We start from the raw sequence: 20,789 nt of genomic DNA on the forward strand, positions 1-20,789 counted from the left end.
TCGAGGGACAACTGCGCGGGACACGGCGAATCCGCACCACATGAAGGCCTGCCGGCTCGGAGGGCCTGGAGAAGAGATCCAGTACCTGTCCCCTGTTCCGGAATCAGCGCCATGACGCGATCCTCATAAGCCTCAAGATCCGCAGCTGCGCTCTCACGCGCCCACAGGCGGGAGCAGAGTGCCGTGCCTTGGATTTCGATCTTGAACAGCGTGCACCCGCTAGGCGATGACGGCACTGGGATGGAACTACGTGCTTTCATTGCCAATAGCAGGACTATGGTGTCCCGGTCGCCCAGGCGCGGTAACGCTCTCGGACCGCGGGAACCAGTACCTCCCATGCAGCAGGCCAAAACGTGCGAGCCACGCCGACTTGGACGTCGAGCCGGAACTCCAACGAGGTCCGGCACGCACCGACTGCTGGTTGCCGACCCGCAACCGCGCATTTATCCATTGCTACTAGGTTGCCTCCGGTGCCGTCCCAGGTCGAGTGACTGATTGCTCCGTATGCGAACAATACATAGAATGAACAAAAGTTCATTGAAAGGAATACCGTGCCCCGGACGGCTGAGCAGAACGAAGCGTTGCGCACCGCCACGCGCCGCGCCGTGGAGACGGCTGCTGTCCGGGTGTTCGCGCACCGCGGTTACGCGGCCACGAATATGCGCCAAATCGCGGCCAAGGCAGGAATCAGCACCGGCGCGATCTACCGGCATTATGCGAGCAAGGAAGAGCTATTCGATGAACTGATCGACCAGGCCTCGCGCGGGCTGGGGACAGTCACAGTGCAACTCTCGAGCGATGGAGATCCGCTATCCATGATCCGATCTTTCACCGAGGACTACGTGGCGGACCTCGCGGCGAACAATGGCTCAGCCGAGTTCTACATGATGGTAAATCAGTGCGTCACGACAGACACCCCCGAAGGAACCTCATCTCGGCTGGCCTCAGCTCAGCGAGCCACCTGGCAGGCATTCGACTCGCTCATCGCGCGAGGCCAGGACAAGGGCCAGATTGCCCAGGGGGACTCCTCTCGGCTGACCGCCCACTACTTCGCCATGCTGACCGGCATCACAACGTTGCACGTTGGACTGGGCGAGGAATCGGCGCAGCCCGATGTCAACCTGATTCTGCGAGTGCTAATTGGAGGATCCCAATGAAGATCGAAGTCGCCCGTGCGGACGAACTCGGAGAGGAATACCGGTACCAGATCGCGGAAGTTCTCACGCAAGGATTCGCCGAGGATTTCGCCTTCTTCTCCAAGAACGCGAAGGCACTCGCCGACGCGTTCGCCCCGATGCTTATCCTGGAGCGCTTCCACATCGCGCTCGTCGACGGCGAGCCCGCGGCGGTCGCGGCCGTCACCGAAAGCGAGCAGGAGTGCTTCAAGCCTGATCGGCGCAAGCTCCAGCGCGTGCTCGGTCCAATACACGGGATGATCAGTTATCGGATCACCCGAAGCCAATTCATGGGGGCCTATGACGGTGCCCGCGACGGCCTGGCCGAGATTGCATTCGTCACGACAGCGCCGCAGCATCAGGGCAAAGGCGTAGCCACTGCGCTAATGCATCGGCTCCTGGAGTTGCCCTCCGACGAGTTCGTGCTGCGCGATATCAAGGACACCAACACCGCTGCCCTCGGTCTGTACGCCAAGCTCGGATTCACCGAAACGCAACGGCGACGCATCAGGTTCGCGAAACGAGCCGGGTTCTCCGCATATGTCTCGATGAGCCTCAACCGTGCTGAGGCAGATGAGTGAAGGACACCCGAATTAGACAGGCAGGGAGGCACCTTTCGGTTTTCTCTCCCCTAGCCTGAACCATAGGGAAAAAGCGAAGTTCAACAGGATTGCGGCGCGGTTCAGCCTTTGAGGCTGTCCATTCACCCGCCGCAACGTGGGGACTGGTAGCGTCGATTGCTTTCGGCGTTGTCCTTGGAGGAAACGTGGCTGGTGTCCCTTGAGTGGCATCCCTGTTGCGGAGAAGCGATCTTTTCCGCCCGGAATAATTTCTGATGACTCGGATCCGAGATGCACGAGCGCCCCCGGCTTCACTAGAAACCGAGGGCGTTTGAGCTGAGAAGTCTTAGACGTTGAAGCGGAACTCCACTGAGTTCCGGCACATACCAACCTCTCAAATTTGAAGCGGGAACATCAGCACCTGCTCAAGCTCACCAGCGCACGAACGTCTTTAGCGCGTTCCTGCCGGTGCTGCACACGTAAGTCCCTAGGTCCCGCCGCCCAAGCTCGACCTGCACTTTCCCATCGCTGAGCTGCCACGCGGATGCACACCGGCCAGGGGCTAGCGACCTGCCCAACGTGCAATGACATCCAGGCTCGGCGCGTCAACGAAACATCGATGTCATCCGAAACCATAGAGGCCGTTCGATGCCCGTTCACCGACCCATGCGCTTTGCCGCTGGCCAGCGTTCCGGGCTCAGAAGAACGGACAAATCAACGCCTGGCCATCTCCGCAAGCCTCTCAAACCAACCCTTCACGTCGCCGTCAGGATCCGACTCATCCAACCGCTCTAGCGTCATGTGCCCGAAGCCCGCGTCCGCGAGGCGTGTCTTTACGATCCCCTTCTTGACGGGCCGCACACCAGCTGTGGTTCTCGTGGCCTCGGCCACGACATCCGGAACGTTGCATGCGACTGTAACCTCGACATGCACTCCTAATGCGTCAAATATGGCATCAGGATGAAGATAGTTCTCCATCATTAGCTTTGAAGTTATCAACGCAAGCGAGCCGTCACCCCGAGCATTCACCTGTTTGGCAGTCTCCTTGTACTCATCCACGTCATTGTCGTACAGGTGGAACTCCACCCGATTGAGGTCCTTTAAGTATCGCTTGCTCACCCACTGTCCAAGAGTCCCTCCACCTTGGGGAACGAACGCAAACCTGCGATCCAATGTGAGGTCCGGATAGAGCTCCGGGCGCGCCTGGTTCAGTATTCGCGAGAGGTGTTGAAGCGAAGTGACATCGTGAGGCCCCTCTACGCAGATGAGCACTTTGACACGGTTGTCGGGCTGCACTCCAAGCTCGTCAGCAAGCTCGGCCCAAAGGTCATCATCACCACTGGCAACAACCGGAATCCCGGACCCTGGGTCTTTTCGTACGTACCGCAGACTTTCCGCAGGCAGATGGGAGACAAACCCAGGACTGTGCGAAGTCAGAATGACTTGAGTGCCGGGGACTAAAGACATCGCCTGGAATGAATCAAGCAGGATTCGTTGATTGCGTGGATGCTGCGATGTCTCCGGCTCTTCGAGTGCGTAGATTACTGACGTCTTCTCGTTCGACTCAATCATCCGCTTGGCTTCGGCCTTGAAGAAGCTCACCAGGATCAACCGCCGAACCCCGGAACCACGCTTGTTGATGGCTACGCCATTGGAACCTTGCAACGCCACCGAAAAGAGGCCGCTCCAGCGTGGATCGTTCTTGAACTCCGGGATCAGTCCCTCGGCGATGGCTGGATCAATCTCTGCGAGAGCCTCGTGGGTCCGAGTGGCCAGGTCAGTCGCCTTGGCTCGAACTGCTTCAACAACATCATCGAGAAGTTTCTGGACAGACTCTTCTGCCAGGGCCGAAGCCACAGCCATTTTCATAGGCTCCTGCACCTCATCATCAGCATCGGTGCTTTTGCGATCTGACTGGAAGAGCGCGAAGTGTGGCAGGTGCAATGCAAGCTTTGACCAGATCTTCCCGCCATCCTCCTTGCCTAGCGGTACGACCGTTTCCTTCAGGGTCAGGTCTTCGCTTGCCCACAAAGCGGCGCGCAGATGAGGATTGGACGCCTTGTTCACGGCCGCATGATCCGTATCACTCAAACGTTCCTTAGCCAGCTTTTTGAGTGCGGCGTTTCCAAGGGTCACCAGGTCATTAATCCCCTCGTTGGACGGGTGCTGGCAAACGGCGCGAACCTCCTCCTTCGGCTTTGCAGTTGAGCAAATCCATCGCTTCTGAAGCTGCAGGAAGCCGTCAGCATCCAACAAGTACTCGTTCGAGAGGCTCGTGGTGGCCTGCGCATCCAGGACCAGCTGAGGTGGAAGGTCGGAGAACTTACAGGTGATCTGGAAGTAGTTGTCGAGCGTGGACACGTTCTTGTCGGTTATTTCCGGCTTCACAACATTGCCACCAAAAAAGATGTCCAGTGCCTCCAGGATCGTTGATTTGCCGACATCATTGCGGCCCACGACAGTGGTGAGGTCACTGAAGCTAACCCACTGCTCTTCCTGGTATCCGCGAAAGTTTTTGAGCGCGACAGCGACGAGCTTCATTGAGGTTCAGCCTTTCAAGGGTGAGATGAGATTCCAGCCAGGAATCGCGAGTACTTGTTTGAATTGCACACACGTGCTTCAACGGGCGGTGCCATTAACGCTGACGAGGCAGGGCTTCCCCGTTTGAGTCTATAGTGCCAGCTGGGGCTGACATGCGGCCGGGCATATTGAACCTCAATTTTGCGTGCCCCTCTGTGCAGCTAGCGGTGGCCGAGGGACTTACTCCCCCAGCAGTCAGAGGTTATATGGCGAAACGAAATTCCACCGAGTTTCGGCACATACCAACCTTTGGTTGCATACCGCATGTGGCTACTCCAGCGGCTGGATCCGGGGGTTGGTCCGCAGAGGCAGATCCCAGCCGTGACGTTCATGGATGTCCTTGACCAACTCTTCCGCGTTGGCCTGGAGCTTGGCAAGGGCAGCCGCGTCGTGGCCGATCGATCGGACGTGGCGCAGGTTGCTGCTCAGGGCGTGCGCCCAGCTCATCAACGGGTCGAGGTTCGCCACCCTCCGGTCAACGGTGTCGCCGGGCTTGGCTGCCTCCATCACCTGCCGGCCGACGGCCGCGCCCAAAGTTCGCTCGGCCTCCAGCCAGGAGTCGATGCCGTCCCAGCCCTTGAGCTGGTCCACGAGCGCGATCGACGTGATGCGCAGGTTGGCCAGCCGCTCCCCCAACGGCTCTGCAGTCGGATCGAATCCAATCAGGCGTTGTACTGCTTCCTGGACTGCGAACCAGCGTGCGTCCTCGGCGGCCTTGCGCGACTCGGCGAGTGCCTCGTTGGCGCGCTTGTTCGCTTGGTACGTGCCGACGCCGGCGACGAGCAGGGACAGGGCCGAGATCACGAGCGCAAGAACATCCATGGCTTAATCCTGCCATGATGCGCAGACACGGCGGAGGCGCTGCCGGCCATTGTCGGCGTGAGCCATGTCGATTGTGCGCCGAGGCGACGAGCACGCGGGATCACGTGCTGGAGAGGAGATCCGGCCTGGCGGCCGGCGGGCCCCGGTCTTCACTCGTCAGAGTTCCACGTCGTAGAGGAGGGGTCAGGGATGAGGGTGAGCACGAGGTGGGTGCCGCCCTTGGTGCTGCGGGATGGTGCATCGACGTCGCGAGCCAGTGGAGGGGTGCAGGCGAGCGTAACGGATGTTACGGATGTTTTAACCATCAGTAACACCATCGGTAACACCCAAATAGGCCGGTCAGACAGGTAATTACTGTACTTGTTACTGATGTAACGGATGATTTAGAGGTTCGTGCACATGCGCACCCGCGCCTGCGCACACAACCCTCTCTTGCGAGGTATCCGTAACATCCGTAACGCTTGCAAAATATCTGGTCTGACCTGTGCAGAGAGGTGTTACCGATGGCACCTTCCGATCCGTAACATTTTCCACCGAGCTCATCCCCTCCCTCGTGACGCCCGTCCTGGCAAGGGGCCTCCTGATGCACTCGGCGAAGCCGAGCTGCCGGCATGTCAGTCCGGGTGCTGCGACGAGTACCGCACGATAGTGGGCATCTCCGGATGCTCCTGGCCTGCAGCGCGCTGCTCCTCGAGGTGATCGACAATGATCGACAGCCGCGTCATCTCGGCGCGCACCTCCTCGAACCGAGCCTGCGCCGCGGCCAGTGCCATGCGGTGCTCCGCGAGGACGCGCTCCAGCTCAGAGGATCCGACCAGCATGGAGGTCAGCTCGACGCCCAGCACTTGCGCCATGGCGACAGCCTCCTCGAGCTTGACCGACCGCTCCCCCTTCTCGACGCGTGTAATGCCGCTGCCGTAGACAGCGGTTCCCAACACGTCGCTGATCCGCGTCGCAAGCTCGGACTGCGTGAGCCCGGCACGGGTGCGTTCCTCGCGCAGACGCTGGGCGAACACTTGGCTGACCACTGCAGACATACTGGATCCTCTCATAGACGAGTCAATTCTACTGCTGTTTTGGTAGCTAGAGAAAGAAAGTTGCCAGAATCGCACGAAACCTGTAGACTTGAACTATGACCTCGAAGGTCATCCCGCCGTACGACTGATAGCTGGTCGGCGAAGCGGGTGACAGGACCAGTGCAGTGCCGGAAAGCTGAGATGCTCCGGCGTCTTGTACACGATTGGCAAATCGGTACTCGCGTAATCAGTGCAGCTCCAGGGTTGAGATACCCCGTAGCCGTGACCCGGATGTGAATAGCGCCATCTGGGACCACGCGTAGAGCGCTCCGCATGACCATCGCGAGGTGTTCCTCATGGCACTGTCCACTATCTCCGCACCAGCCCTCGACGTTTCCGAGCTGGACATCAACGACCTGCTGACCGTTCGCCAGGTCTCCGATCTCGGCTACGGCCACCGTCAGACCATCTGCGCCCGCATCAACGACGGAACCCTACCTGCAGTGCGAGTGGGCAACCGCTTCGAAGTTCGCCGCGGGGATCTCCAACTTCTGGCCAAGCCGGTTCGGGCTGCCGCTGAAGACCAGCTCGACTCTTTGGTCAAGGGCATCGTCGACAACTTCCCGAAGCTCAGCGCCGAGCAGAAGTCGCAGCTCGGACGCCTGCTGGCCCCGGCCGCCTGAGCGACGACGCGACTCAAAGACAAAAAGAGAAGCCCCGGCGAACCGGGGCTTCTCCACAATCAATCTTCATCGCACTGACGAGTTACCAGCTCATGTATCAGGCGATTCGAAAGGAATCTTCATCATGAGTCTACATGATAATGACACTCATTCCAAGTCTTCCCCCGAGGCTGCATCTGTGCAGCCTGAGCGGCCAGATCAGGATCCTCGCCATGAGGATTCGGAGTCCAGCGCACCTGATGCCGGCGCTGCGCCGGCGTCGCGTCGGATCACTTCGCGGGTCGACCTGGTACGTAAGGCGACCAAAGGATTCTTCGGACTGTACCCCACCGTGAACGACGTCTACAGGGTTGAGCCGAGGCTCCTGAGCTTCATCAACGACATGATCAATGTCGCCAACCAGGACCGCGCCAAGAACGATAAGATCGATCTGCTCAAGAGCCTGACAGCATCTGCTGTGGCCGAATGCGTCCTCTACTGCTTCCCTGTGTGCATCGTCGTCCAGTCGGACCAGGAAGACCGCTGGAAGGACATGCTCGCCGTCTACGAAAGCGACGGACCGAACACCGGCCTGCATATCGGCGAACCGGGTCGTCTGCGCCAGCTTGTCCACGTCTTCGATCCGAACATCGGCCGCAAGAGTGCCGACGACATCGTCGAACTGATCCGCGCCAAGGCTCCGATGCGGCAGATGACCATCGACCGGGATCTTGTACCCGTGCAGAACGGCATCTTCAACTACAAGACGAAGGAGCTGCTTCCGTTCGACAAGAGCTACGTCTTCACCACGAAGGTGCGCACCCGGTACGTCGATGCCCCTTCCTCCCCTGTCATCCACGACTCCTTCGGCCCGTGGGATATCGAGTCGTGGGTCAAGGAGCTCCACGACGATCCGGAGCTGGTCGACTTGACCTGGAAGGTCATCGGTGCGCTGGTCCGCCCTTTGGTCGGCTGGAAGAGGTGCATCATGCCCTTCGACGAGCGAGGCAACAACGGCAAGGGCACCCTGCTGGTGCTCATGCGTCATCTGGTCGGCCCGCAGTCGTGGACGTCCATCCAGATCAACCGCTTCAGCGACAAGAACGAGCGCGGGAAGATCGTCGGCAAGATGGCGGTCCTCACGGACGAGAACGACGTGGGCGCGTTCGCCAAGGAGTCGGCTGACTTCAAGTCCTGCGTGACGCACGACCCTGTCAGCATCGAGATGAAGTACGAGAAGCCGTTCAACTACACCTTCTGGGGCCTGATGGTCCAGTGCCTGAACGGCTGGCCGAAGGCCAAGGACAAGTCCGACAGCTTCTACCGCCGCCCGCTGTTCTTCCCGTTCACCAAGTCCTTCGCTGGCCGCGAGAACAGCGCGATCAAGGACGACTACCTGACCCGGCCTGAAGTCGCCGAGTACGTCTTGCACAAGGTGCTGACGATGGAGGACTTCTACACGCTGCCCGAGCCGGCTGCTTGCAAGGCCGTGATGGAGGAGTACAAGCAGAGCAACGATCCCGTCCGGTTGTTCTGGGGCGAGTACTGCAATGACTACGTCTGGGATCTGCTCCCCACGTCGTTCCTGTACGAGCACTTCAAGGCCTGGTTCGCCTACAGCAGCCCGTCGGGAACCGTCATGGGACTCACTGAGTTCTCGCGACAGCTTGCGGCGATCGTCCGTGACGACGACGGCTGGAAGCAGGGCACGCATCGCGTCTCGAAGCGCATGTCCGCTGCCGAGCCGCTGCTCTCACGCTGGGGGCTGCTGGGCTGGACCTCGTACAGCCCCAACAAGCCCGTCAAGGGGTTCTTGCGCACTACCGCTCCGCGGCCGGCTGTCCACGGAGTGAGCGGCCCTGACCTCAGCGATCTCGTGGACGAGGTGATGGGCAATGCGCCGACTGACTGACCGCGAGACGGTGCGCCTTGCCGCTGCCATTGGCGGGCGTCGCAGCGCTGTCGCAGTAGCCCAGATGCTTCCGCTTCGGCGAGAAGCGGCCAGGACGTACATCAGGTTCTTCCGCGTCGATCAGCACTGGATGGCATCGAACGCAGACCCCTCGCAGATCCACTGGCTGGTCGACGACCCTTCGTGGGCTATGAACCGCGACCTGCTCGACGAGCTGGATGCCGCCGACCGCCGCAGGCAGCTGGACTTCATCCTCCTGTGGGCTGGAGCCGAGCAGCGCGATGAGCGCTTGATCGCATCCGACGAGCGCTTCCGCGACGCCGTGCAGGCGGCGATGCACCGATGCTCGATCTCGATCCATCGCCACAACCTCAGTGACTTGGTCGATACGGCCCCGGCGATGGCGGAGACGGAGATCCGCAGCTTCTTGCAGCGGATCTACACGGCGGTCCCCGGCGGACTGCCGAGGGCCATCGAGGGCTACGTCTCTTCCTACGTCAGAGAGGAGCCGGGCGTCCGGGCGTCCGGCGAAGTCGGTATCGAACGCCGGCTGATCGACCCGCACGACGCCTTGGGGTTCTCCCTTGACGTCACCACCACTACTCCAAAGGAGAACTGATCATGACGACCACGAACGTTTGCCCGCACCAGATCCAAGGGGTGAGGTTCCGGCAGCTGCTTCTCGGCGATGGCCGGCCCAGCGTCTGCGAGATGTGCACCGATGCACAGACCCGTGCACTGGTCGCCGAGCTTGACAGCCAGGCAACCTCGATCGGTGTCAAGCGCGTTCCTCCCGAGATGAAGTGCTGGTCGCTGAACTACGGCTGGCCCTACGGAGCCGATATCGACCTCGCCGCTCGCCAGTCGATGGTCGCCTGGGCACGGGGGAACAGCTTGACGCTGGCAAATGGGTCCACGGACCAGTGCCTCCATCGCCTGATTGGCCAGAGGTGCTCTGACCCCCATTGCTACACGACCAAGATCCACGGCTTCAGCGATCTGCGTGTGGGTGGCATCGAGCTGAGCACCACCTGGATCGATCACACCACCGCGTGGAAGCGCGATGGGCAGCTCGCAGCGCTTGTCGCACAGCCGTATGGGCTCGGCGACGACGATCGTGCGGCACTGCTCCGGCTGGGAACCAAGCCGGGCCTTCGCGTCGAGATTGACGACGGTGGCGGATGGTACGGACACGGCACCGTCTGGATCGCTATCTGGCGCGCAGGCGAGGTCTCCCTGGCAGACGTTGCCACTGAGTGCTCCGGGTGCTCCGTGCGCTTCCCCGGTGCCTGGCTCATGCGCTGCGCCGACAAGGCATTGCTTTGCGGACGGTGCGTTCCAGACTTCGACGGAAACCTCTTGGCATTCATTGACTTTGATCGTCCCTTCAGCGATTCAGCCGATTCCGAATGGGTCTCAGGCACGCTGCCTGCTCTTCGAAAGTGGGCCCGAATGGCGACCTTCATGCACGACGCGACGAGCGTGCCAGCCACCACCACCACCACTACTCCAGAGGAAAACTGACCATGACCACCAACACCAATCCCCCCATCACCGGCCTGCGCGCCTGGGCGGACACGTCGCTGGAGCGCGCAGCTGTCGAGCTGCTGATCGGCTTCAACAGCGGCCACCTCGTGGACGGCCCGTGGATCCGCCGCGGAGCCCCTGGGCTCTTCTGGTTCGACCCCGACACCGCGGCCACGGAGTGCGGGCACCTCAGTGGAGGAGAGCGTCGCGTGCTGGCTGTGGCGACCAGCCTGGTCTCGCCCACCCGCCCCGTCGACCTCGGCGACGTGATGACCGGCATCGACCCCAGCGCCTTCGCGCTGGTCATCCAGGCCATGGGACAGGCGTACGGGCTGACTTCCGCTGACGACGAGAAGGGAGCGTAGCGATGACGGAACTGGCCAGCGCCGGCCTGTACGAGTGGCTCAAGTGCCGCGACCCGCAACTGCTGGTCGCGTTCCACGAGGAGGCCATCGAGCAGCACCGCAACGGTCTTGATGCCGCGCTCGTGGCCTGGGACGAGCACTTCGAGCCGGCCGGCCCATCTTCCGCTCCCGCTCCAGATGGCACCGGCAAGTCCTCCCCCGACGCTCCCGCTCTGGGCGAGGACGAGATGTAACTCCACACCGGATCAACCAGAAACATCACAATGGAAAGGGTGGTCACCATGACCAAGCTCAGTATCGAAGAAGAGATGAAGCTGGCCAAGAAGGCCCACAACGAGAAGATGGCGAAGCTCAAGCGCAAGCAGGCCGCCGAGGAGAAGCGCATCACCGATCGCGTACTGGAACTGCTCAAGGGCGATGAGCACACCGAGCTCTACAAGGCGCTGTACCAGCAGGTGTTCCAGGAGCTGCTGGCCGAGCGCGAGGAGCGCAGCCGCAAGGCGAAGGAAGCCCGCGAGATGGCACCTGCTGGCGCACACAACGAGGTCGAAGCCACCTCGCTGACCTCGACTTACTGACGCGCAGGCGTCGCCCCGAGAGAACGAGCCCCGGTTGCTGTTGCAGCCGGGGCTCTTTGCTGCCCAGAACCGGTCTCTCTCTGACCAGGTTGCGGCCATGCCCAGACCAGTAGAAGCCCAGCAATGGGCCAGCGGTGACCAGGTGGGATCTGATTAGAAAGACCATGGCCTTCCTGTGGGCATTAGGCACCCATCCGAGGTCTTGCTCGGGCCAAATCTTGGCCAACTTCGACCAGAGCGAATAGTGCAGGCCATTTCAGGACCGCTGGAGGGCTCTCTGAGGTCAGTATTTGGCCACCTTCAGCCCGCCATGAGCCCTCAAATGACCGGGTGATGCCTGATGCCGAGTCCGGTTGCATTCATGGCCTCCTTCTGGCCAATTTGAGCCCATTGATGGTCTCCCGCTGACCACGTAGAGACCTCGTTCGGCCAGTCCACTTTCCTTTGGCCATTGCTGGCCTCTCTCCGGCCAACTGAGGGCCAAAATGAGCCGGACACAGCCCTTGAATGGGCCAGCAATTGAGCGCTGGTCACGAATAGGCCAAATGAAGCCCGCAAACGGGATCAGAATGGCCAGACTCGGACCGGCAAAAGCCCACCAAGGACCAGGCAGAGACGTCCGTCCGGGGATGCGGCCGACTTTATGCGGTGCATAGCAGGCTTGCGCGCTCGCATCGCAGCATCGATGCCGCAGAGATACGCCAGCGCGTTCATGCCAGAGCGACTGAGGGCGGTCGGATCATGCGCTGCTTATTGACGAGCGACTGCGACGGATGCGGGCTTGTTGTTGCCGCCAAGCTGTTGCCGGATGACCCTCCGCTCCCGCTTCGTGAGATGTGCGGGGCATTGGCAACGGCGCTGCGGCAGTTAAGTCCGAAGCAGCGCGGAGGGTTTTCCTGACCGGGTATCGGGCCGGAGCCTATGGAGCGGAGCGGAATAGGCGTGAGGCCTGATCGAGAGTGATGGGGGCCGACGCAGCCGGGGTTGAGAGCAGCGAAACTGTATACACCATCACTACTCGTCGCAATTGTTATTGCGCGATAGAATAGTTGCAGGTGCGAAGCATCGAAAACATCGCGCAATCTGGTATTTGGAGATAGAGAAGGGAATTGCCATGGCGACGAAGGAGCAGCAGGGCATTCCCGAGCTGTCGGAGAATACCGAGAGCCACGGCGCAGCCAGGGTTGATACAGCTGTTGCCGGTGAGCCGAAGGCGAAGCGGTCTTCCACGTACCCGATCAGCGGCCGCGTAGCGGTAGAGCACTTGCAGCTGATCGACGAGGCGGCGGAACGCCGTGAGATGAAGCGTTCGGATCTCGTTGTGGCCGCGGTCCTCCAGTTCGTCGGCAAGGGGCGTGCTGGTGCCCGCAAGGTGCGGGTCGACGTGCCGGACGAGGTGCGCCGTGAAGTGAGGGCAACGCAGGAGTCGATGGACCGGCAGACCACTGCGTTGAACCGCTTGGGGCACAACGTGCTGCCGCAGCTGAAGAAGCTGTGGGCCGGCGAGGACGTGCACGACCCCGAGATCATCGAGCTGCTGACGCGCATCGACAAGAACCTCGAGTCGATGAAGTCCGAGGCCGCTGCGGTCGCCGTGGATCTGCGCACCGTGCTCGAACGCCCATCGTGGTGATGCCCAGGTGTACACAGGCATCCAGAGCACAGAAGTCGCAGACCGCATCGCCGACTACGTCCAGAACCCGAAGGACGACGACAGCATCGACCGCTGCGTCTACGCCTCGGGCATCGGTTGTTCCGCAGCGACTGTCAAGGCCGACTTCGCAGATACGCGGGCGCGCTATGACCCGAACTCCAAGCTGAGGATCGAGGCCTTTGCGCTCGTCCTGAGCGCCTCGCGCGAGGAGTTCGATCCCGAGGACCCGGAGCAGGTGCACCAGCTGCACCAGGTCTCGCTGGAGGTCTATCGTCGCGCGTTCCCTGGCCGCCAGCTGCTGGCTGGCACGCAGATCGATGGCGAGTCCGGACTGGCGCACACTCATGGCATCGTCTCCAACCTCGCCCACGAAGACGCCGAGATGACCCACACGGTCAAGGGTCGGAAGGTCACCGAGCAGGTAGTGGCAGGCAAGCCGTTCAGCTCGCGGATGTCCAACGCCTTCCGCATCCGGGCGGTCACCAACGAGGTGCTGGCGGACGAAGAGTTCATGGCTTCCATCGGCTACGACAACAGCCGGCTGGGCGACCTGATGAAGGACCGCGCCGGCCTGGATGGCACCAAGTTCAACGGTCTGATCGGCAAGCATGCCTACGACAACCGGGAACTGGTGCGCGTCACAAGGAGCACCAACGCCTGGCTGCAGGCGCTCAAGGACCGCATCAAGGACGCGGCGTCCAAGAGCGCCGACGAGGCCTCGTTCAGGCAGGAACTATCGCAGGACGGAGCTGTGGAGCTCGTCGAACGCGGCAATAAGAAGGTCTGGTCGTACAAGTACACCGACGAGGACGGAAAGAGCCGTACCGTGCGCTCCGGCTCCAAGCGGCTGCACCTGGACGAGGGCGGCCGAGAGGCGATCCTGCAGACCCTTGACGCCAACCGCATCGACGCTGCTGTCCAGAAGAAGTCGGCTGCCGCGCTGGCCTTCGAAAGGCGCGAGGCCGAGCGTGTTGCCCGCTGGAAGAAGCGGGCTGCCGAGCGCGACGCGGCGATCCGCGCCAAGCACGAAGCGCAGTCGGTGCTCATCGCACAGGAGGCCGCACTTCATAGCGCACAGCAGGCCAATCGCGACGCCCAGCGGGCTGAAGCGACTTCACAGCAGCAAGTGGCACGACGCGCGGTCCTCGACAACCCTCCGGCGCGATTCCAGCAACTGCCGGAACCTGAGCTCTCGCAGCAGGTTGAAGAGCTGGTCGTCGTGAAGAAGGAGCGCCTGGTGGGCTTGTGGTCACTTACCCGGATTGCTGATCGCGATGCGATGCACAAGCGCCATGGCCTGACCTTCGAGGAGGCCAAGTACCTTGACGTGCTGTGGGAGGACCTGGGGCGGCCTGAGACCTCCTCAGAACGGCCAGAAGAGCTGGAGGCGACCGTTCATGCCCCGGAGCCATCCGAGGCGACTGTCAAGCCTGGACCAAGCGCGATTCCTGCGCAGGCGGATGCCGGCTCTCGCGACTTCGAAGAAGTGCTGGCCGAGGCGATGGCTGCTGAAGTCGAGACCGACATGTCATGGCTTGAACGGTTGCATCCGAAGCGGAAGCGCCCAATGCCTGCGGCGAAACCCGCAGAGCTCGAGGATCACGAGGAAGCCGAAGCTGTCGTCCTGCCAACTGATGAGCCGTCACAAGATGTCGTGGATCTGCACGAGGTCGAGGTGCATGCACAGCTCGCGGACGAGGAACAGCAGGCACCTGAGGTCGAGGCCGCGCCAATTTCCCAGCCGATCGCCGTGGAGCCTATGACCTCGACACCGGAAGACGAGCCAACGGCACCCCTCCGGGAGTCCAATCTGCGGTTGATCAAGCGCACCAACGAGCGCAAGCAGCGCACGCTGGATGCCATGGCCGACTTCGAAGAACAGCACGCCTGGTCGACTCTGGCCCGAGGAGAGCATCTCGACGAGACCCTCGTGCCCTGCGGCGTGGGCAGGGCTTGGATGACCGAGTTCGGCGAGTACCTGGACCCGGCCGTCAGCGAACAGCTTTGGCTGCGCGTGGCGCTGATCGAGGAGCACGACGCGGAGTTCAAGGCAGGCCGCGAAGCGCTGTCGCAGCGCAAAGAGTTGCGGGCCACGCTGGTCTCTCGTAGCGAGTCTTCGAAGGAATTCTTGCGGCTGGAGACCTCGGTGCGCCGTTCAAAATTGCGATGCCAGTGGCTGAAGTCTAAGCGGGCAGCTGGCGACTACGACCTGGGCGACGAGGACCGCAGCGCGTACACCAAGATCATCATCGCCGAACGCGTGGCACAGCTCGATCAGACTGCCACCTCGGAGCTGCAGCAGCCTTCCAAGTAGGGCCTCTGAGGTGGCCAGCCTCCAGCGTCAGAAGCCCACTTGGCACTTGTTGGCAAGTGGGTTTTTCCGTGGGCCTGACATTTACCTAGGCCCGACACACCTGTCGCCACCCCGGCACCAAACAGGTGGCCACCTTAATGAATTACTGATTCATACCTGCATCGGCAAAGCCTGCTTGAATGAGTTCACGGACCGCCCCTTCCATCAGCGCGCAACTAGGGTGTCGCATACCCCAACTTGAGTAACGAAATATCGAATACACTTCTGGTCCCGCGGCTCGGGTGGAGTGCAAAGCATCTCAACCTTACAGCGGCTGTCTCACTCAGTGCAGGGCCAGGGGCAATAAACCGAGCAGGAAATTGCGCTGTTCCTAGAAGGCTGCTATCGATAGAGTCCAATGTTGACTGCCGGGGATTACGAACTCAGTAACCAGAAATACAGCGCGTACCTGGAGGTCGTTATCTGTGAGAACGCGAGACAGCTCAATATCCAAAACTACAAAGTCGTCCAGTATCAATCGGTTTAGTCGGCCCAGGGGGTCAAGAGCTGGCTTCATGGGGTCGGAATACTTCACTGCCTAATGCTGCGGCGGCGTGGCACCAGCCGGTTACGCCGAGGATACTCCTGGATCTCGAGAAATCCGCATCCTAACGGCTTAGACCAATTTGGCTTCAAACGCCAATCATTGAGAGGCATTTGAGTTATTAAATGGTGCCGAGGACAGGGCTGCACTTTACCGGTTGGAAGGCGGTAGAAGTCAGGTTCACCAAGAAGTGCGGTGAATTCGCAGGCTCGATGCCGACAATCCTTCCCTGAGGAATAACGGCCCGTTGTATACACATAAAGCGGGACACCTCCCGCGGTCTTGCCTCGCGTTCTGTAGCCTAAATGTCGATCGTCCATGGAAGACTTGCCAAAGAATCAGTGGAATAGACCAAGGGCGGTAAGTATGCGTATTAAGTCAGTCGGTATCGAGAATTTTCGATGCCTAAACAAAGCGGATATCGATTTTAGCCAGATTACGACATTTATCGGCCCCAATGGGGCAGGAAAAAGCTCAGTTCTTCGTGCCTTGGACTGGTTTTTCAACGGTGGCGTCATCGACGAGAAGGATGTCTGGTCGGGAAGCAACCAACAGCGAGTACGAGTGCGCGTAACTTTTGACACATTGACGGGCACGGACCGTGTGGCCCTGGGTGACAAGTACGCTCCAGCAGGCGCAGATACATTCACTGCTTGGCGCACTTGGTCGAACGGCCAGGACAAGATGACAGGCAATGCTTTATCCTTCCCGCCATTCGAAGATGTCCGAAATGCCGTTGGAGCCGGCCCCAAGAAAGAAGCCTGGTTAAAGGTTCTCGAAGCTCATCCGGATCAAGATCTGCCTAAATGGTCGTCTGCCGCCAAAATCGAGTCCTCTATGGATGACTGGGAACGCGCTCATCCTGAACACCTTGCGGAGTCTGAATCAGGTGGAAATCACCTATTTGGATTCAACGGACAAAACGTTCTGTCTGGAATTTTCGATTTCGTTTTAGTAACAGCAGATCTTCGAGCGAACGAAGAAAGTCAAGACGCCAGAGGCACGATTATCAGTCGCATTCTGGAAAAAACGGTTGACCGGGCAGCTGCCGACGAGGCGTATGCCCAGCTCGCCGAAGAAGTAGCAACTCGCCGCGAAGCCATCTCAAAAGCGCATCTCACGGCACAGCTTGAAAAGCTCGGCGCTGACCTAAGCAGTGAAATTGAAGCATTCACCTCCGGTCGCAAGATCCAACTAGCGGCAGAAGAGCCCGAATTGAAACCTCAAATGTCGAAAATCCGAGTCACCGTCAGGGATCAACTGACTCAAACGGATGTCGACCGCCAAGGGCATGGGTTCCAACGCGCCCTATTGATCTCCAGTCTAAAAATGCTTGCCAGCAAGAGCGCTAGCGAAGATTCTGAGAGTGTCATTTGCTTAGCCATCGAAGAGCCCGAGCTCTTCCAGCATCCCACTCAGGCTCGTGCATTCTCCAGCGTCCTGCGAACACTCGCGAGTGACCTCGCCAACGGTTTGCAAATTACCTATGCAACACACTCACCCTATTTTGTAGACGCGCGATACTTCGATGAGATTCGGCGAGTTCGGAGAAGCGCGGCTGCCTCAGATCGGCACGCTGAAGTCACAATCTCGCATGCGAAGCTGGATGCAGTTGCATCCAGATTGACTGGTTACGTCGACCCGAAGGTTGTAACCGCACGGTGGGACATGGTTTGCAATCAACACCTATCCGAAGCGCTCTTTGCCGATGCCGTGATGCTGGTAGAGGGCGATGACGATAAGGCAGTATTCGAGGGCATTGCTGCGCGGTCCAAGCACCTTTCCGCGGACGGCATTGCTGTCGCCGCGGCACAAGGAAAAGGACATCTGTACATCCCACATGCAATCTTGAGTGAACTAAAAATTCCCACGATGGTCGTCTTCGACAATGACTCGGGCTGCGAAGCAAGGATGACCGAGAATAAAAAGAATGAGAAGAATCCTGAAAAGATCAGAGAGAACGAGAGGACTATCAAGCACGCCGTGCGCAACCATGTCAAAGATAACCGTGCTCTCCAACGCTACTTCGACCTTGACGAGCTCGATTACCCCATTGGATTGTTGTCGCCTGAGCTTCACGCTATTGACGACACTCTTGAGACAGTCATCAACAATGATTGGCCAAGCTGGCACGACGCCCTACAGACATTAGTTGACAGCGGTCAGGGTGTAGGCAACAAAAATGCAGCGACATACGCCCTTGCCTCAACGAAATGCGAAGAGGAACCGAGCGGGCAAATCGCAGTGCCAGTCGAGAGCATCAGAACCTTGGTTCGCGCCGCCAACGGGTGACTACACTTCTTGTATTGAATCCTTCACTGTCCATGCGACAAACAGGGTCAAATGGCCAGTGAAGGCTCAACCGCATTGGTGATATGTCGGTTGAGATTTGCGTCAGGTGCAGATTTGTGCAGCTCGCAATGCGCTCAACGTTCGGTCGTTTTCCGTGCTCCCAAGAAAAAAGAGCCGTCTGGAGAAGTCGTAATCCGAAAAGTACATATTTGCCGCAACAGGTAGTTACGCGAGCTGGTCAAGCCTCAACCAACGCAAGCTCTTCCCTGGAAACGGAGTGGATTGGGAGGGCAGAAATCGTAAGAAAGTGACATAAGTTCAATTTGTCCCTAGATGATCAATTCAGCCTGAAAAGGAAAATTAGCAGTATAGTAGCCGAGTGATCTGCCCATTCCATACCACCTACTCGGTGGTAGGACACCGCTGATCCCCAACCACGTCACATTCATAAAGGTAAACTCACCCATGTCTACGAATCCCCTACGCCATGCTCTCTCCCGCATGGGAGGCCGCGATCCGCACGAAACACACCGTGCCGCGACTCCCCTGGAGCTTTTCTTTGATCTAACATTCGTTATCGCGTTCGGGGTCGCCGGTAGCCAATTCGCCCATGCGATAGCGGAGGCCCATTTCTTCCCAGGCCTTCTTGCATTCGCCTTCGCCATGTTCTGCATTATCTGGGCTTGGATCAATTTCTCCTGGTTCGCCAGTGCCTATGACACCGATGACTGGGTGTTCCGCGTCGTGACGATGGTCCAGATGGTAGGTGTTCTCGTCCTGGCGATGGGAATCGAACCACTATTCCACTCGATCATCGAAGGCGAGCACGTAGACAACGCCACCATGGTGGCCGGATACATCATCATGCGCGTCGCCCTGATCTTCCAATGGCTGCGTGCAGCCCGACAAGACCCTGACCGCCGCAAGGTGTGCCTGCGCTACGCAGCATACCTGGCCATTGTCCAGGTCGGCTGGGTTACCGTGTTGTTGATCAATACCGACATACCCACCATGCTTCTCATGGCAGCACCGCTGTTCATCCTCGAAGTGATGATCCCCTACACGGCAGAACGAAAAGGCAACGGAACTCCTTGGAACGCCCATCACATGGCCGAGCGGTTCGGGCTGCTGGCCATCATCGCCCTGGGCGAGTGCCTGATTGGAGCCATCGAGACCTTGCGCGCGATCGTGGCTGTAGACGGCTGGAGCGCGGAAACAGCACTGGTCGGGCTGAGCGGCACAGGGCTGGCGTTCGCAATGTGGTGGATCTACTTCGTCTTGCCTTCCGGTCAAGCGTTGCACGCCCGTCGGGAGCGAGGCCCGAGATTCGGATACTGGCACATGCCCGTATTCGCCGCGATCGCCGCAACAGGTGCCGGACTGCATGTAGCCGCGTACTTCATCGGCCACGAAACCCACATCAGCGCAACGATTGCAGTGGCGTCCATCGCGATACCCATCGCAATCTTCCAGATCTCACTCACCTCCCTATATACGTCCCTGCTGGGAGTCGACCGGCGATTCGTGGGGGCTGCCGTGTTTGTCGTGGCCGGGCTTGGCATCGGGGTCGTAATGGCAGCTGCCGGGGTTCCAATATCACTTTGCATGCTCGAAATGATGGTAGTTCTAGGTTTAGTGATCGTTTTCGATGAACGAAGCAGCCACAAAGGTAGGGCTGCCGCTCTCCAACGGTTGGAATCAGCAACGAGCTAATGCCCATCATCCTGAGCTAAACCCCTCCCTCCCATTAGGATCTGGAAACAAACTGAATAGGGAAGGCTGTCTTCGTTGGTTTCTAACGGCCTAAGATAGACATGTCATGCGCCAGATTTGCGAATTCAGCAACCTCCTCCAACCCGAATAAGTAACTCATGCCACATACAATTGGCAAAAATCCCTAGGTCATGTGCATTCCGTTTCACAGAGAGAGTCTTCATGAATACAACGGCCGACAGCATTGCGCTTCCGACCAGTGTTCGTGTTCATTTGGTCGACGAAGATGAGTTTTCCCGCTCAGCCATTGCGGCCCAATTCAATGAAGCGAATGATCTGCTTTTGGAGACTTGCTTCAACACGGTTGATCAGCCCTTGATCGAGGAAAGTTACGCTCCTCCTGACGTCTTGCTGGTTAACGTTCGCTCCCGGGACTTCTCAGCCGTCTGCAACCTTAGTGAGACAGTATCGAAGCTGCCAGAGACAAAAGTCGCGCTGCTAACCATGAATCCGAGCATGGAGTTTCTTGATGATGCTTATGAGTCGGGGGTCGCGGCAGTCATTTCCAAATGCGTGGTCAGCGCCGGGTTGCCGAACTACATACGAGCCATAGCTGAGGGATATTGGATTTTCATCCGACCTGACACTGGAGGCCCCTGCGCTGCAGAGCCACTGCGCGAAGGCCTGTATAAGGCTTATCTTCGAGGCTTGAATGCACGTGACCAAGAAATCGTGAGGTACGTGGCCCTTGGGCTAACGAACTTACAGATCGCAAGGAAAACGCACCAAAGCGAAGGGACCGTCAAGAAACGTCTCGGCGATATCCTCACCGAACTAGGGCTGTTCAAACGAGTTCACCTTGCCCTCATCGCTTGTGACGCGGGGTTAGTCCGGGCCAAAGATCTCATAGCCACGTTGCCTGAGGATCAACGACTGGTGGACCCAGAACCCGCCAAGTAGTTTGCAGCAATGTCGGTCCGGGACTATTTGTAGTCGAATGAGCGTCTATCACAATGGCCCAGAAGGAAACGAGGAA

At 59.4% G+C, this 20,789-nt stretch carries 18 protein-coding genes; 14 read left to right on the top strand and 4 right to left on the bottom strand.

Features of this window, described 5'->3' with window-relative positions:
• Positions 1-551: 551 nt before the first annotated feature.
• Together AC6CHO_RS01620 and AC6CHO_RS01625 are read left to right on the top strand one after the other, a co-directional pair.
• Complete coding sequence (locus AC6CHO_RS01620; RefSeq protein ID WP_444662851.1) at positions 552-1,157, top strand: TetR/AcrR family transcriptional regulator; 606 nt, start codon at positions 552-554, stop codon at positions 1,155-1,157.
• Entirely contained in the window at positions 1,154-1,756 is a 603-nt protein-coding gene (locus AC6CHO_RS01625) for a GNAT family N-acetyltransferase (RefSeq protein WP_444662849.1), read from the top strand. Before AC6CHO_RS01620 ends, AC6CHO_RS01625 begins: the two co-directional genes overlap by 4 nt.
• Positions 1,757-2,449: 693 nt before the next feature.
• Here AC6CHO_RS01625 and AC6CHO_RS01630 read toward each other — a convergent pair.
• From AC6CHO_RS01630 to AC6CHO_RS01645, 4 genes are all read right to left on the bottom strand, one after another.
• Positions 2,450-4,276, bottom strand: coding sequence for an ATP-binding protein (locus AC6CHO_RS01630; protein ID WP_498213340.1), 1,827 nt, complete (start codon positions 4,274-4,276; stop codon positions 2,450-2,452).
• Between the two features lie 309 nt (positions 4,277-4,585).
• Positions 4,586-5,137: a hypothetical protein gene (locus AC6CHO_RS01635; RefSeq protein WP_498213341.1), complete on the bottom strand. Its 552-nt coding sequence runs from the start codon at positions 5,135-5,137 to the stop codon at positions 4,586-4,588.
• 149 nt (positions 5,138-5,286) lie between these two features.
• A complete protein-coding gene (locus AC6CHO_RS01640; RefSeq protein ID WP_498213342.1) occupies positions 5,287-5,442 on the bottom strand; it encodes a hypothetical protein in 156 nt (51 codons plus the stop codon).
• 309 nt (positions 5,443-5,751) lie between these two features.
• Positions 5,752-6,174 carry a helix-turn-helix domain-containing protein gene (locus tag AC6CHO_RS01645; protein WP_498213343.1) on the bottom strand — a complete coding sequence of 141 codons (423 nt, stop codon included), beginning with the start codon at positions 6,172-6,174 and terminating at the stop codon, positions 5,752-5,754.
• A gap of 335 nt (positions 6,175-6,509) precedes the next feature.
• Between AC6CHO_RS01645 and AC6CHO_RS01650 the strand changes: the two genes are divergently transcribed.
• From AC6CHO_RS01650 to AC6CHO_RS01705, 12 genes are all read left to right on the top strand, one after another.
• Positions 6,510-6,836 (top strand): MerR family transcriptional regulator, encoded by a 327-nt coding sequence (locus AC6CHO_RS01650; RefSeq protein WP_498213344.1) that lies wholly within the window; start codon positions 6,510-6,512, stop codon positions 6,834-6,836.
• A 124-nt stretch (positions 6,837-6,960) separates the two neighbouring features.
• Entirely contained in the window at positions 6,961-8,727 is a 1,767-nt protein-coding gene (locus AC6CHO_RS01655) for a DNA primase family protein (RefSeq protein WP_498213345.1), read from the top strand.
• Complete coding sequence (locus AC6CHO_RS01660; protein WP_498213346.1) at positions 8,711-9,346, top strand: hypothetical protein; 636 nt, start codon at positions 8,711-8,713, stop codon at positions 9,344-9,346. Before AC6CHO_RS01655 ends, AC6CHO_RS01660 begins: the two co-directional genes overlap by 17 nt.
• A 2-nt stretch (positions 9,347-9,348) precedes the next feature.
• The gene (locus AC6CHO_RS01665; protein WP_498213348.1) at positions 9,349-10,251 is read left to right on the top strand and encodes a hypothetical protein; all 903 of its coding nucleotides are present in this window, start codon (positions 9,349-9,351) and stop codon (positions 10,249-10,251) included.
• 2 nt (positions 10,252-10,253) lie between these two features.
• Positions 10,254-10,619, top strand: coding sequence for a hypothetical protein (locus tag AC6CHO_RS01670; protein ID WP_498213349.1), 366 nt, complete (start codon positions 10,254-10,256; stop codon positions 10,617-10,619).
• 2 nt (positions 10,620-10,621) lie between these two features.
• On the top strand, positions 10,622-10,852 hold the full coding sequence (locus AC6CHO_RS01675; RefSeq protein WP_498213350.1) for a hypothetical protein: 231 nt from the start codon (positions 10,622-10,624) through the stop codon (positions 10,850-10,852).
• 48 nt (positions 10,853-10,900) lie between these two features.
• Entirely contained in the window at positions 10,901-11,197 is a 297-nt protein-coding gene (locus AC6CHO_RS01680; RefSeq protein ID WP_498213351.1) for a hypothetical protein, read from the top strand.
• A 1,114-nt stretch (positions 11,198-12,311) separates the two neighbouring features.
• Positions 12,312-12,830 (top strand): hypothetical protein, encoded by a 519-nt coding sequence (locus AC6CHO_RS01685; RefSeq protein WP_498213352.1) that lies wholly within the window; start codon positions 12,312-12,314, stop codon positions 12,828-12,830.
• Positions 12,831-12,837: 7 nt separating this feature from the next.
• The gene (locus tag AC6CHO_RS01690) at positions 12,838-15,165 is read left to right on the top strand and encodes a hypothetical protein (protein WP_498213354.1); all 2,328 of its coding nucleotides are present in this window, start codon (positions 12,838-12,840) and stop codon (positions 15,163-15,165) included.
• Between the two features lie 949 nt (positions 15,166-16,114).
• Complete coding sequence (locus tag AC6CHO_RS01695) at positions 16,115-18,040, top strand: ATP-dependent nuclease (protein ID WP_498213355.1); 1,926 nt, start codon at positions 16,115-16,117, stop codon at positions 18,038-18,040.
• A 465-nt stretch (positions 18,041-18,505) separates the two neighbouring features.
• Positions 18,506-19,753 carry a low temperature requirement protein A gene (locus AC6CHO_RS01700; RefSeq protein ID WP_498213356.1) on the top strand — a complete coding sequence of 416 codons (1,248 nt, stop codon included), beginning with the start codon at positions 18,506-18,508 and terminating at the stop codon, positions 19,751-19,753.
• 222 nt (positions 19,754-19,975) lie between these two features.
• A complete protein-coding gene (locus AC6CHO_RS01705) occupies positions 19,976-20,713 on the top strand; it encodes a response regulator transcription factor (protein ID WP_498213357.1) in 738 nt (245 codons plus the stop codon).
• The last annotated feature ends 76 nt before the right edge of the window (positions 20,714-20,789 follow it).

Source organism: Glutamicibacter sp. GQ173 (assembly GCF_059759215.1).